This window comes from Myxococcales bacterium (assembly GCA_016703425.1).
Taxonomy (GTDB): Bacteria; Myxococcota_A; Polyangia; order Polyangiales; family Polyangiaceae; genus JADJCA01.
On the sequence record JADJCA010000030.1, the window covers coordinates 65,719 to 79,513 of the forward strand.

Annotated in this window: 10 protein-coding genes and 1 pseudogene; 2 read left to right on the forward strand and 9 right to left on the reverse strand. The window is 69.7% G+C overall.

The window, feature by feature from the left end; genetic code table 11:
* Positions 1–23: 23 nt before the first annotated feature.
* The 8 genes and pseudogenes from IPG50_36865 to IPG50_36900 all read right to left on the reverse strand — a co-directional run bounded on the left by IPG50_36865 (position 24) and on the right by IPG50_36900 (position 9,897).
* Positions 24–2,663: an AAA family ATPase gene (locus IPG50_36865; protein MBK6697718.1), complete on the reverse strand. Its 2,640-nt coding sequence runs from the start codon at positions 2,661–2,663 to the stop codon at positions 24–26.
* Positions 2,660–3,643, reverse strand: coding sequence for a serine/threonine dehydratase (locus IPG50_36870; GenBank protein MBK6697719.1), 984 nt, complete (start codon positions 3,641–3,643; stop codon positions 2,660–2,662). The genes IPG50_36865 and IPG50_36870 overlap by 4 nt, the downstream gene beginning before the upstream one ends.
* Before the next feature lie 42 nt (positions 3,644–3,685).
* Positions 3,686–4,576, reverse strand: a complete 891-nt coding sequence (locus IPG50_36875; protein MBK6697720.1) for a hypothetical protein — start codon at positions 4,574–4,576, stop codon at positions 3,686–3,688.
* Between the two features lie 50 nt (positions 4,577–4,626).
* Positions 4,627–6,483 carry a hypothetical protein gene (locus tag IPG50_36880; GenBank protein ID MBK6697721.1) on the reverse strand — a complete coding sequence of 619 codons (1,857 nt, stop codon included), beginning with the start codon at positions 6,481–6,483 and terminating at the stop codon, positions 4,627–4,629.
* A complete protein-coding gene (locus IPG50_36885; protein ID MBK6697722.1) occupies positions 6,480–7,190 on the reverse strand; it encodes a hypothetical protein in 711 nt (236 codons plus the stop codon). The genes IPG50_36880 and IPG50_36885 overlap by 4 nt, the downstream gene beginning before the upstream one ends.
* Before the next feature lie 100 nt (positions 7,191–7,290).
* On the reverse strand, positions 7,291–8,001 hold the full coding sequence (locus IPG50_36890) for a hypothetical protein (protein MBK6697723.1): 711 nt from the start codon (positions 7,999–8,001) through the stop codon (positions 7,291–7,293).
* A 73-nt stretch (positions 8,002–8,074) separates the two neighbouring features.
* Positions 8,075–8,950 carry an endonuclease gene (locus IPG50_36895; protein ID MBK6697724.1) on the reverse strand — a complete coding sequence of 292 codons (876 nt, stop codon included), beginning with the start codon at positions 8,948–8,950 and terminating at the stop codon, positions 8,075–8,077.
* Positions 8,951–9,209: 259 nt separating this feature from the next.
* A pseudogene (locus IPG50_36900) lies at positions 9,210–9,897 on the reverse strand (thioredoxin family protein).
* A 285-nt stretch (positions 9,898–10,182) separates the two neighbouring features.
* On the opposite strand from IPG50_36900, the gene IPG50_36905 reads away from it, so the two are divergent.
* Together IPG50_36905 and IPG50_36910 are read left to right on the forward strand one after the other, a co-directional pair.
* Positions 10,183–11,274, forward strand: a complete 1,092-nt coding sequence (locus IPG50_36905; GenBank protein MBK6697725.1) for a hypothetical protein — start codon at positions 10,183–10,185, stop codon at positions 11,272–11,274.
* Positions 11,271–12,794, forward strand: coding sequence for a hypothetical protein (locus IPG50_36910; protein ID MBK6697726.1), 1,524 nt, complete (start codon positions 11,271–11,273; stop codon positions 12,792–12,794). Before IPG50_36905 ends, IPG50_36910 begins: the two co-directional genes overlap by 4 nt.
* A gap of 36 nt (positions 12,795–12,830) precedes the next feature.
* On the opposite strand, the gene IPG50_36915 is transcribed toward IPG50_36910, so the two are convergent.
* Complete coding sequence (locus IPG50_36915) at positions 12,831–13,358, reverse strand: MGMT family protein (GenBank protein ID MBK6697727.1); 528 nt, start codon at positions 13,356–13,358, stop codon at positions 12,831–12,833.
* Between the last annotated feature and the right edge of the window lie 437 nt (positions 13,359–13,795).

Genomic DNA, 13,795 nt, shown 5'->3' on the forward strand with positions numbered 1-13,795 from the left:
CCGCCCTTACGCATTAAGGTTGATTAAACTTCCCGGCGGACCGCCACTTGGTCGGCGAAGAGGTAGCCGTCGCCGCGGGTCTCTAGCACGTCCGCCAAGCCAAGCTTGCGAAGCGTGGCCACGGCCACCCGAACCCGTGTGGCGCCGGCCATCGCAAGGACGCGTTCGTCGGGCCAACCGGCCGCGAGGAGCACGGTCCACGAGCTCGTGCGCCCTGGGTTTGTGAGCCGCTCTCGCGCGAGGTGGTCGACGAGCCTTGAGAGGGACGCGCGCCGCGTGAGATCGACGGCCGGCGCTTCGCCCAGGCGGAACCACAAGGCGCGCGGGCCGATCACGAGGGGGCCACGGGTCGGTCGCGCTGCCTTGGGAGCGTGGCAACTGGTGATGGCCCGCTCGAGGAGGCGCACGGCGAAGCGCACGTCCTCCGAGGACTCGGCATGAGTTACCGCGAGGAGGCGCGCGCGCGCCGTCGCCACGAGGCGCTCGCCCTCGCGCTCTCGCTCTGTCTCGTCGCTTCGGGCGTCGGCGCGCGCGCGCGCCAACTCCAGGTGGCCGCGGTGCAGCTCCAGCGCGGCGCGCGCGAGAGGCGCTTCGACGCGTTCGAGGAGCAGCGCGGCGCGCTCGAGGGCGAAGGACGCGTCGACGAGGTCATCGCGGCCAGCGGACGCCGCGCCGAGGCAAGCCCAAACGAGCCCCTCCGCGTGCGGTGCATCGAGGCTGCCCAAGATGTCGAGCGCCATGCGATAGCCCACGACGGCCCCGTCGAGATCGCCCCGCTCGTGCGCCAGCGCCGCCTGGTATCCCGAGTATCGCCCGAGGTAGGGGCGGTCCCCGAAGGTCCGGAAACGCTCGATGGCCGCGTCGAAGCCTCGCGCTGCGGCGTCGAAGTCACCGCGGGCTTGGTCCAACTGGGCGAGGTTCGCGAGCGCCAACGCCTCGGACCAGGTGTCGCCGGCGAGGGAAAAAATCGCCAGGGCGCGCTCGTTCTCGACGCGCGCCTCGGTGTGGCGGCCGAGCTCCCCGAGGAGCATTCCGAGGACTACACGGGCCGCGCCTTCCACGCGCGGCGCGGTGCCACCTTGCACCAGCTCTGCGGCGGCCGTCACGAGGTCGACGGCCTCATGCACGAGCCCGCGCTGGCGGAGGCGCACACCTCGGTGCACTCGCGCCTCGGCGACGACCGGAGTGAGGCCCATCCCTTGGGCGAGTTCCTCAGCGTGACCGAGGTCCAAGAGCGCATTCGCCGCGTCGCCGCGGATCCCGTACGCGACGCCCCGCGCGACGAGCAGGCGAGCGACGAGCTCGAGCGACTCCGCGTCGCCCGCCGCGCGACCTGCTTCGAGGCCAGCCGTGAGCGTCGTCGAGATCTGGGCGGCGTCGGCGCTCGCGCCGAGCACGGCCTCCATGGCGAACACGCAGCGAGCGAGGTCGCGCTGCCGCTCGGGCCCCTGGGCCTCCGCTCCGAGTCGATCGAAGATCGCGCGAAGGTCTTGCCTCGCCGCCTCGAGTTGCTGTCGCTCCGCGGCACTTCCGCTGATCGCATGACGTAGCGCGATGCCCACGCCGCGCTCCACAAAATAGCGAGTGTGGCGCTCCTCGGCGGCGGCGGTGCCCTGCGCCCGCTCTAGCTGGCGCGCCGCGAAATCGCGCAGGCTCGCATAGAGCGCAAAGGAGGCCGCGCTCTCGGTGGAGCTGTCGTGAACGAGTAGCGATTGATCGCGCAACGTGGAGAGGTGTTCGAGCACGTCGGTCGTGTCGTCGAGCCTGACGACGGCTTCTGCCGCCTCAAGGGAGAAAGGCCCGCGGAACACCGAGCACTGCATCAAGGTCGCCGCGTCGGATGGTGCAAGCAGGGCGAAGGAGCGCTCCACGGCCCGCTCGAGCGAAGACGAGCCGCTCCGGTTCGGCGAGAGGATGAGATGGCTGGCGCGGAGCGCCGCCCTCAGTTGAGCGACGCCCAAGACGCGGCAGCGCGCGGCGGCGAGCTCGATGGCCAAGGGCATGCCCTCGAGCTCAAGGACGAGCGCTGCGACCTGCGCGTCGTCAAGGCTCTCGCGAGGCGTCCCCAGCGCCACCGCACGAGCGACGAACAACTCCGCGGCGTCGGACCTCCCGCCCTCGTGGGTCGTGTGCGCCAAGGCAAGCGGGCGGACCTCGACGATTCGCTCGCCGTCAATGGCGAGTCGTCGTCGCGAGGTCACGAGCGCGCGGCAACCCTCCGCGGTGCCGAGCAATGCGGCGAGGGCGCCGGCAGCTTCGTCCTCAAGTTGTTCGAAGTTGTCGGCGACGAGCAAGAGGTCGCCGCGCTCGGCGAGGGTCTCGGAGACCTGGCCAAGCAGCGTCGCTGGTTCGAGGTTCGCGGGGGTGCGCAGCCCGAGGCTCTTGGCGACGGTGCGGAGCATGTCGCCGGCGGTGCGGCAGCTCGAAAGGTCACACAGCCAGACGCCGCCGCGCTTGCGAAAGGTGTCGCCGTGGAGATCGGCGAAGCGCGTCGCCACTCTCGTCTTGCCCACGCCCGGGGGGCCCATGAGCACCACAAGCCGCGCCGCGCGAAAGGCGCTCTCGATCTCGAGCAGCAAGGCGCCGCGTCCGACGAACGTCGACAAAGAGGCAACGAGGTTGGTGTTGCGGCGGCGCGCCTCGGCGATCGGAGCGACGTTCATGACGCACCGTTGGCGGGGAAGGTGGAGAGCGCGGCGAAGGCGTCGAGCCCGACGTTGCCGCCGCACACGAGGACCCCGACGCGCTCCCTCGGGGCCGGTCGGTACGCGCCCGCGAGGAGCGCGCCGAGGGCAGCGCCACCGCCCGGCTCGGCAACCAGGGCGAGCTCTCGTAGGAGAAGCGCCATGGCCCGCCTGATGGCATCGTCTGGCACGAGCACCGAGGTAACGCGCCGCTCACGCAAGATCTGGAACGGCAGGGCGCCCACGCGCTTCGCTCCGAGCGAATCGGCGGCGACGGACTCAACGGACACGTCCACCGGCGCACCGGCCTGGAGCGCAGCGTGGAGGCACCGCGAGCCCTCCGGCTCTACGGTCACGATCTGCACGGAGTCGGGGAGATACGCCGCGAGGCCGGCCGCGAGGCCGCCGCCACCGACGGCGACGAGCACCGTGTCGAGCGGGGCCTCGGCGCGTGTCGCGAGATCGTGCTCCCACTCGGCGGCGACGGTGCCAGCGCCCGCGACGGTGCATTCGTCGTCGTAAGGGTGAATGCCCATGGCTCCGGTCTCGGCCATGTACGCGTCGCAAGCGAGCTGTGCGTCCGCGTAACGTTCGCCGACGGAGATCACGTCCGCGCCCGCATCCCGAATCTTTTGGACCTTCACCGGCGAGGCAATGGTGGGGACGAAGATGGTCGCCCTGTGGCCCAGGTGCTGCGCGGCAAGGGCCGTGGCGACGCCGTGATTTCCACCGGATGCGGCCGCAACGCCAGCCTTGGGCACGGTCCGTGTAAGCAGGTGGTGAAAGGCGCCGCGCGTCTTGAAGGACCCTCCACGCTGCAGGAGCTCCAGCTTAAGCGAGATCGCTCCCGTCGTTCCTAGCGTCGAAGCGGAGGCGCTGAGCTCAACGAGCGGCGTTCGCCTGACGAAGGGCGCGATGACGCGCAGCGCCGCGTCGACGTCGCTACGACGGACCGACATTCACGCGCTCCTTGGCGCGTCTTCGCGCCCATTCAAAGTCGCTCAGTCGAGCATCGCCAGATCGTTGCACTTGACCGTCTCGCTGCGACCGTCGGGGAGGGTGAACTTGCCCGTGTACGTGATGCCCGCGCGATGCTTGAGCTCGAGCTGCCGGCCCTCCCACGCGCCCTTCACGGCCTTGGTGGTGCGCGAGAGATCGTCCGAGGCGGCGATGGACTCGAAGCGCTCCGTCGCGCGAACGCCGAAGTGGTCGTACCAACGAAGGCGAATCTTCGCCGCGTCACTGCTGGTCTGTTGAACGAACATGTCGGCGAGGCAGGTCTCGCCGGGCGGCGCGCCGGCGCCGCAAAGGATGCGGTCGAGGTCGCACGCGAGGCGACTCTTTACCGCGGTCTTGACCGTCAGAAGACTCGCCTTCTTCGTGCAAGTGGCGCCGTGCGTTGAGCCGCCGTGGCCCGACATCCGAATCCAGAGCTTCCCGCTCTCCTCGCCGCCCTGAACTTCGGCGGAGACGATCAGCTCGATGCTGGCGAGGTCGCTGTTCATGTCGTTCACGAGATCGCCGAAGCCCGCGTACCGACTCGCGCCCGCGTATTGCGCCGTAGGGTTGTAGTCTGCATCAAGTCGCCCGGTGTCCGGCACGAGCGCGTCCTTGCTGAGATCGATGACCTTGGCTTGGCCGTTCTTCAACACGAGCTCGAAACGCTTGAGGGTGTCGTCTTCCATCCCCGAGCAACGACACTCGTAGATCTTCGAACCGCGGAGCTCCTGCTCGTCGGTGCCGCCGTTGACGCTGACGCCGTCGTCGTCGCCGCCGCAGGCAGGGGTCAAGACGGCGCAGAAGGACGTGGCAAGAAAGGTCGCGAGCATCGACGTGCGCATCAGCAGAACCTCCATGAGCGGGCCGAAACATGGTGTGCAAACCGCCCACATGCACGCCCTTTCGTACACATGACGATGGGTTCGCGAAAAAGGTAGTTATATCAAGGTCGAGGAGCGGATCGCTCGGCGCCGAAATGAGCCGCAAGGCCCGGTTGGTGAACCCACGCGGCCCGGTCCTCCCGGATCGCGGCCTCGAGGCGGGCCTCCTCCGTCCGCACCAGGGTGTTCCCCGACGCGTGCGCGGGGCGGCTCGTCGGCGTTCTTGGGCGCGGCGTAGCTTCCGTGGACGGCCGCCGAGGCGCCTCCTTGTGGCACGTTCGACACTGCCGCATGTCGGCCTCGAAGCGATGCGACGCGCCGTGCTGCTCTCGGCTCGCCATGTGGCAGCCGACGCACCCGATGCCCTTGTGCGGCGAGGACTCGTTCGGGCGTCCCGCCCACACCGTTGCGGCGTCGCCCTCGTGACAGGGAACGCAGATGCGACTCGGGCCGTCGAGCGATGCAAACGCGGCTGCCAGCGTCACGTCGCGGACGAGGTGCGCGCCGTGCGGTCCGTGGGGCGCGTGGCATGCGGCGCAGGCGATGCCTACGGGCCGGGCAGACGCCGGCGGATCCTCACGGCGCGCCGCGGAGAGCGAACGCAAGAAGCCCGCGGTCGTGTGGCAGCGTTGACACTCAGGCTTCGTAGCGGCCTCCGGATCGAGGTCGGCGTGACTCATCGCGCTCTTTTGCCAGGCCGCGACGTGCCCGTAACGCGGCGGCGCGTCGTGGCATGTGGCGCAGACGTCGCTGCGCAGCACCGCGAAGCGCGCCGTGGGCTCCGGGATCGCGGCAGGCCCGTGGCAGCTCGTGCAGCCGACGCCGCCGAGGCGTCGCAACGTTCGCGGCAGCTCGTCCCAAGCGCCGCGGTGCGCGGAAGGGAGCGGCGCTCCGAGCGCCGCGAGTCGGTCGACAAACCCGTGGTCCAGAAGTCCCGGCTCGCCGACCGCGTGGCAGGCGAGAGCGCACGGAGCGCCGCCGAGAGGACCGAGGTCACCTTCGAGGCCGTTGCGAAGCACGTGCGTCATGGCGCTCGTCTGTGCCGCGCGTGCCGTCTCCGCGTGGCAGTCGCTGCGTCCGCAATCGAGCGGGACCTCCTCGTGCAGGCCCGCGCGTATCGAGAGCGCCCCCTCGGCGCTCATGAACACGAACTGACCCGTCGTCGAGGCGCGAAAGCGCGAGAGGTCGCTCCGACCCGGGATCGGCGAGAGCGTCATGGCGGCTTCCTTCGGGATGGCGCGGACGAGCGTCCAGTGGGTCCCCGAGAGGAGCACGTCTTGGCCCCGCGCAATCGACGGAATGCCCGTGGCGCGAGGCATCGCGGCGATGTCCACGTGGCGAAGGAGCGTGGCTCCCCGGGAGCTTCGCCATTCGGCGGCGAGCCGTGCAGCGCCCCGCGTGCGCGGCGAGAGGGGCACTACGCCCCACGGCAGCGGGCCTTGGGGCGCCGCCACCGTGACGACATCGATGGCGCGACCGTCCGGCGCCACCGTGAGTGAGGCCACCGCTCCATCGATGACGCTCCATGAGATCGTCCCGCCTCGCGCCTCCGCGCATTGCTCCTTCACTTCGAGGCGAACGTGCGTTGACCATCCGACCGCAGCCATGGCGGCCGGCGCTTCGACGACCGCCGCGAGCGCGACGTTGGCGGCCTCTGTCGTGCTCGGGCAGGTCACTTCGCTGGTGACCGAGACGGGGCGTGTCGTCTCGAGCTCCAAGACGCCGTCACTCTCGCGCCGCCGAACAACGGCGTCGGCGGGCCTCACGGTCAGCTGACTAGGCGAGACGCCGGTCGGCACGGTGAGGCGGCGGGTTTGCGTCTGCATGCGCGTCGCCGGCTTGGGCTCGCAAGCACCGGTCGCTGTCGCGAGGGCAAACGCCAAGGCTGAAGCCGCGAGCCTCTTCGATGTCCCGCTCATGGACGGCAGCTTCCGAACGTGCACGCCCTGCCAGCGCCGCACTCGTCGTCGAAGAAACAACCCACGTCGGGTTTCGGCGGCACGCAGCGCTCGCTCACGCAAGCGGAGCCGGGAGGGCACGCGCCGCTGGCGCAGCGATCCCCCACGCGAGTGCTTTGGCTTTGCGCGCATCGCCTCACCGGCATGTTGGACACGTACGCGTAGCGGCAAGACCAGCGGGCACCCGCGTCGCGCTCCGCGCCTGGCGTCTCCGGCGAAAAGTCGACGCACACGCGCGGGTACGCGCCGGCGTCTTCTACGCGATGGTCCCCGCAGAGCCAGCGGCCATCGGGGCTGCCGTGGGACACGCCGGCCGCCATGAGTCCGCCGCGGCAGACCGTGACGCCGGTCCCTTCGCCGCACTCCCATTCGCCGTCGTCGGGTTGCCTAGGCCGCTCTTGCTCGCACACGCCGCCGTCGCAGGAAAACGGCGAAGCGCCTCGAGGTCGCAAAGCAGGGGGCCGCGGTGCTTCAGGGATGCACGACGGTCCGACGCAGTGAACGCCGCCGTCTTTGCCCCAGCACACCGACTCGGGACCAAGCCGTGTGCACAAGGTTTCGGTCGACGAGGCGCTGGCCGTTTGGCTGGCGGCCGTGTGCCGCCGCTCGGCGCGGCCGCAGCCGGCGAGCACGAGAACCAAACCGACGGACCAAAGGCGCGCTGCCACCAGCGCTTTTCTACCTGAAGCCTGCGTGAAGCTCTCAACCTTCGCGCGCGAGGCCGCGCCAAGCGTCGCTGCGTCGCCGTGTCCGCGCAGCCGCGACGAATCACTGGCAGGTGGTGACGATGCCTGCGCAGTTGCCCTCGGACTTGGGGCTGTTCACGCCGCCGACCTGGCAGCAGAAGCCCTTCTGTTTGCAGCAGTCCTCGTCGTAGATGGCCGGGAAGCCGGGGAATGAAATGATCGGCTCGCAGCCCGAGGGCGGCTGCGTCTCCTTGCACGGTCCCCAGCTGCCGCCCCCTTGTCCGTTCGGCAGGCAATCCTGTTTGCCCCACGCGCAGAACTGAGCCTCGTCGCAGTAGCGCCACTTGCCAGGCACGCACTCGCCCTTGCAAGTGGATTGGCAGCTCGCGTCGAGGCCTTGCGATCCGGGTAGCGTCTCTCCCGTGCACGCGCCCCAGCGCAGGAACTCTCCGGCCCGGATGCACTTGGCCGTACCGTCCTTGCAGCCGCCGACCTTGCGCAGGTTGGTTGGGCCCGACCAACAGGGCGCCTCGGCTCCGTCCGTTGGGCAGCCGCAGCCTTCGAGCGCGTTGGCCGTATCGGTGCACCGCTCGCTTCCCGTCGGGCCGCCGGTCGTGGCGCCGGGGCCGCCGCTGCTTGTTGATGCAAACACGCCGCCCTCGGCCACCTTGTTCGAGGTCGGACCGCCGCTTGTGCCTTCCGGCAGCGCTTCGCGCCCGTCCTCGGAGCCACAAGCGAAGATGACGAAGCCAAAGGCGGCGACGCTGACGGCGCTAACGAGCGGGGTTCGCATGCTCCTTGGGGTGTAGCAGCACGCCCGTTGCCTCTAGCGAACAAGCCCGTCTCAGGCCGGTCCGGTACACAGGTCAACGGATTAGTCCTCCTACAGCAGCGGTGCAGGTGTCGGTGGCAGGTTTTTTCGGCCGGTACGGCGCTAGAAGTCGCCGACGGCGCTCACCAGCTCGGGGTGAGCGACGAAGGGGTTTTCGTTGCCTTGGAGCGCCGCGATCGCCGCGTCGCGCGCGTTCGCGAGCGTCCACCGGATCCTCATGGTGCCACGCGCGCAGGACCGCCTCCTCTTCGGCGCCGATGGCCTTGTTGTAGCGAATCGCGAAATAGAAGTGCGCCCGCGCCACGTCGCCTCGTCGCGCGCGACGCACCTCAAAGACGAGCTCGTCGTGCGCGTCTTCTCCCAGGACGGAGCCGCCGGCGGCGAAGCTGCATGCGCGGTCTGTCGTTCGGCAGCGCGGTGTGCCGTAGAGATGGTTGTTGCGCGCGCTGTTGGCGCGCTCGTCGACGGGGAAGAGGTGGTGGAGATCGCTTCGTGCCGGCTCGTGCATCGCACCCAGGCTCTGCGGCCACGTGTGCTCCGTGTTGAACGTTCGCCCCGGCGAGCGGGTGCCGTCGGGCGCCACGCGGCGCCCGGTGTACACGCACTCCAACGTCCCGTCGGCTTCCGTGAAGGCCGCGTCGTTCAAGAGGGCGTCTCGCGCGCGGTCGTAGCCGAGCGACATGTGCCCGCCGACGAAGGCTGCGAGCGCTCGCTTCAGCGCGGCGCCCTCCAGCTTCTCGAGGTCCGCGTACGTGGGCTTCTGCGCGGACGTGGTCGACGACTTGCGTCGAAGCTCACTCTCGTCGATGCCGTCGTCGTCCGCGGGCCCCGCGCCGCAGCCGAAGAGCAGCGCGCCGACAACGAAAGGCCGCATCACGCGTTCGAGGCGTGCGAAATGAGCGAGGGTCATCCTCCAAGGGCTATCGGGTCATCGTCGAGAGGCCCGCGTCTCGGCGGCGCATCACCCCGAGATAGGTGGCGGCAAGAACCACCTCGTCGCCAATCGTTGCGTCGCGAGGGGAAACGCGCAGCGATGCGCGACGGGTCGAGTGCCGATGCCCCCACGAACCGCGTCTCTCGCGGGCGACGCGTCGCTCAACGGAGTGCGCCTCGGTCGTCCTCCGCCGCCGAGCAGGAGAAGCGAACGCCACGTGCCGCGCAGCTCCCGCTCAGTATTTGACGGAGCAGCCGTAGGCTTTTGACGTGCTCACGGACACCGAGCGGCCGGCGGCCAGCTCCGTGAGCGCTTGCTCGACGTAGTTGACCAGCTTGCCGCCCTGCGGCGACTCACCCTCCGGCGTCGGGCGAGTTGTCGATGGCGCCCGCGTAGCGGAGGACACCCGTCCCATCGACGACGAACATGTGCGGCGTGTTGGTGGCGCCATAGAGCTTGCCGGTCTCGCCGCTCTCGTCGAGCAGGACCGGATGGGCAAGGGCCCACGCGGTCTTTGCTTCGGCGTTGCGCGCGGCGCCGTGGCCTTGCTTGCCGACGGCGCCCGAGTTGATGGCGAGCCACACGATTCCTTGCTTCGTCTTGTCGTTCGCGAAGCTCTTCAGCGATCCCTTCTCGTGAGACTTCTTCACGAAGGGGCAGTCAGGGTTGAACCACTCGAGCACGACCGTCTTGCCCTTGTGCTCCGACAGCGTCACGGTCTTGCCGCTGGTGTCCTTCAGCGCGAACGCAGGCGCCGGACGTCCGACCTCCGCTCGGGTCGCGGAGACCGGTGGCGCTGCGGACGCTGGCAATGCGGCGGCCGGCGGGGCCTCCACCGCGGTCGCCTTGGTTTCGCCGGTCTTGTTGCACCCGAGGACGAAGGAGGGGGCAGCAAGAACAAGGAGGAGGGCGCGGCTGATCATTTGGCAAAGGTAGGGCTCGTGTGCCCGTGAGGAAAGTCTTCGCGAGAGCCGCGCAACCTCGACGCGCAGTCTCAACGTAGTGCGTGCGCGGGGCGCGGTCGCTCTGCGCCGGCAGCTCGAGAAGCTCGGTCTCGGGGCCATCGAAGTGCGGAGGGCACCTTAGCGTCGCCTCCGCCGCAGCGCACCGCTTGCCCCCCGCCGATCGCGATTTCGCCGTATGGAATTTGCCCAGCGCGCCCTATAGTCGCGCGCCGGATGTACCGGTGCCGGCTGTTACGCGTGCTCATGGTGCCGCTCTTCACAGCTTGCCTCGCGGGCGTGACGCATTGCGAGAAGGACGTCGTCTTGCCGAGCGTCGGCGGCCCGCGGGCGACGTGCGGTGACGGAAAGGTCGACGCCGACGAGGAGTGCGACGTCGCGAGCGTTGGCTGCGTCAACTGCCGGGTCGTGCCCGGATACGCATGCGACAGCGCTCGATGCGACGCGGCCTGCGCCGACGGCATTCTCGGCACCGGTCCCAACTGCGACGGCCCCCGGAAGACCGACGCGTGCGACATGACCGGGTGGTGGGCCGCGCGAGAGACCTCCTTTGCGCGCGACGCCATCCTGTCGGAGGTGCAGACGTCGAGCAGCTTCTTCCTCTATCGATTCTCCCAGGCGGGACCGACCTTCAAGGTCGAGGAGATGCTGCATTGTGGCGTGGAGGTCAGCGGGTCCGCCGACATCGCGTACACGGAGGGAACCTTGCGCGGCCTCATGCACCTCAATCGTCAGGACGCGACCCCTACGCGCCCGGCTCGCACCGGGACGTTTCGCGAGGAAGGTGGCGGGTGCGCCGTGACCTTCGAACGGTTCTACAACGTGCGCGGCGTTACCGAGAGCTACCTCCCGGCATCGTTCGCCGACGAGCCGGCGCTTGCTTCTCTCACGAAGCTGCCAAGCGTCATCGACCCGCTCGTCCCGAGCGGCGTCGTGCCCGGCACAACGGACCCTGACGGCGACGGAATCCCCGGCGTCGCGTATCGCATTCGTGGCGTCGTCAGCGGCGTCCGCAACGCGGCGCAGCGCGAATACAAGGAGTACGCCACGGCCGCCGGGGCACCGGTGCCGTCGCACGCCGTCGAGTTCGTTGTGCCCGGTGACATCGACGTGGAAGAGAGCGCGCTTCGCATCACCGAGTGCAGCGTCGGATGTTCGCTCCTCGCCGCAGCGGCGGTGCCGGCGCGCGACTTGCGTCACCGGATGACGCTGCGCTTTCTCGGTAAGGGCGCGCCACGTGGCTTGCCCGGTGGTGCCCTTCGGGCGGACGCCATGCGCGATCTCGAGACCTGCGCCGGCGTACGGCGAATCCTCCCACACGATCCGAGCAAAGAGTGAGCCCGCGCCGCGTTCGCCTCGGGTTGACGATCGTCGCTTCCGTCGCGTCATGGAGCGTCGCGACGCAGGCGTCGCCGTTGCTGGAGACGGTGGGCGCTCAAGGCGGAAGCGGTGGCCTCGCGGCCGCCGTGACGGGACCGTCGTCGGCGTCGGCCTACTTCAATCCTGCGCTCCTCACCGAGGCGAGCGATGAGGTTGTGCTGGGGCTCACCGCGGTGAGCGAACAGGTCGGTGTCACGCTCGACGGCCGAAGCGGCGGTGACGTGCCGCTGGTGGTCGGCGGCCGAGCGGTCACCGCGCCCGATGGAACGCCGTTGGACGGCGCAGCCGTACCCACCGAATGGCTTGAGCGTGGCTGCACGGAAGGCACCGCACCAGGCCAGTGCCGAGCGCCCATGGCGGCGGCGAGGCCGCGGCAAGGACGCGGCTCAAGTCAGGTGACGCGTAGCGTTCTCGTCCTTGGCGGCGTCAAGGGGCTCTGGCCGGGGCGCGTCACGCTCGGCGCGACGCTCGTTGCTCCCTTGGCGCGCTTGACGACGGCCCGCAGCTTCTACGCTGACGAGCGAGAGGCCCTCTTCTCCAACAGCCTTCATCCTGAGCTCTACGGCGATCGACTAACGACCGTCGCGGCGGTGGTCGGCGCCGGCGTGAAGGTCGCGCCGGCGCTCTCCGTCGGCCTCGGTGCGAGCCTCAGCTTGGCGAGCGGTGCGTCGGCAGAGACGTACGTTCGCGACTCGACCAACTACGACACGCTGCTCGTCAACAACGACGTCGGCGTGCGCGCTTTCTTGTCGCCTCACGTCGGCTTTCGCGTAGCACCGACGCCGAGGGTGCGACTAAGCGGTTCGGCCCACGCTCCCCAATCGATGGTTCTCGAGACGGACATCGCGGCGACGCTGCCCAACGGCGCCTCGTCGAAGACGCACCGTCGTCAGGTCTTTGGGTTCTTGCCATGGACCGTTCGGCTAGGCACAGAGGTCGACCTCGTGACGACACGCCGCTACGCGATGAGCGCCGTCGCCGTCGCGAAGTTCGCCGCTTATGGCACCTACGAGGATCGGCAGGGCCAGCGGCCGTCCGCCTATGGGGTCGCGGCGAAGGACACGCTCACGTGGACGGCCGGCGTTCGTCATCGCATCGGCGAGGTGCGCGGTCGCATCGATCTCGAGTATGCACCGACACCCTTTCCCGCGCAGACGGGCCGGTCCAACTACGTCGATTCGGATCGCGTCGGCATCGCGGCGGGCGTCGAGGCGCCGGTTCCGCGGGCGCTCTTGCCGAAAGGTCCAACCGTTGTCCCGGGGCTCTCGTTCCTCGTTCATCGACTCGCTTGGCGCCATCAGTCCAAGGACGACGCCGCCGTGGTCGATGAGGTGCCCGATGGCGCCGTATCGGCCTCGACGCGCGCGCCGATCGCTGGGAGTCAGGGGCTGCAAACGAACAATCCGGGCTGGCCCGGCTTTGGCTCGAAGGGTTGGATCGTAAGCGCCGGCGTCACGGTGCGCCTCTTGTGGCCGTGACGTGCTGCGCGCGCCGTCACTCGAGACTTCGTTTCGCTAGCGGCCGAAGAGCGGCAACGTAGCCGGCGCGACGCCTTCGATGGCGAGCATGCGCAGCTTCGTGTCGGCGCCCCCCGGCGCGGAGAACCCGCCCAGGCGACCTCGCGCGGCGACGACGCGATGGCAGGGCACGACGATAGGAAACGGATTTCTTCCGAGCGCTTGGCCGACGGCGCGGGCCGCGCCGGCGTCGCCGAGGGCGCGGGCGACTTCACCGTAGGTCATCGTCGTGCCCGGACGAATGTGGCGCGCCAGCTCGTAGACACGCGTGTGGAAGGGGGGCACGTCTGTGAGGTCGAGGGCGGCGAACGTGAGGTCCTCGGGCACGCCGGCCAGAAGGCGCTCGATGGCCGCGATGACCCTCTCGACGGACGGCGGCGCCTCGCGGGACGTCCCACCGTCGCGCGAGAGCGCGGCTGCCAGGCCCTTCCCCGGCAGAAGCACGCGCGTGAGCCCGCAGTCGTTCCACGCGATGCCGCAGGTTCCAATGGCCGTCGCGAATTGTGCGTGCCCCGTCGTGGCCATCGCTACTTGCGATCCAAGATGAGCGGAGCAGGCTCGGTGGGCGCCGTCGGTCGCGGCGTCGCAGCCTTCCGTGGGGGGGCGTTGCGGAGTGCCTTCGCGGAGGGGGCTCGACGGTGCGGCGAGCGGCGACGCGGTGCCAGGCTCGAGCTCGAGCGGGGCGATGGCCTCCGCCGCGGCTTCTTGCCGTGCTGGAGGCGCGAGCGCTCTCGAGTCGGCGGTCACCGGCGATTCAACCTCACCGCCCCCGGAGGTCGCCGCGCGGATCACGAGCTTCCCCTCGCCCTCGGAGCACATGGCCAAGACGGGGGTGGTGCCGCCGGCCGGGTCGAGCTTCTGGCTCTCCGCGAGCTTCGGGCACGCCTCTGCATAGCGCCGCGCGTCGATGAGCTTCTTCGCGTCGTCGAAGAGCGCCTGGGCGGCGGCCGGGTCTCGCGTGT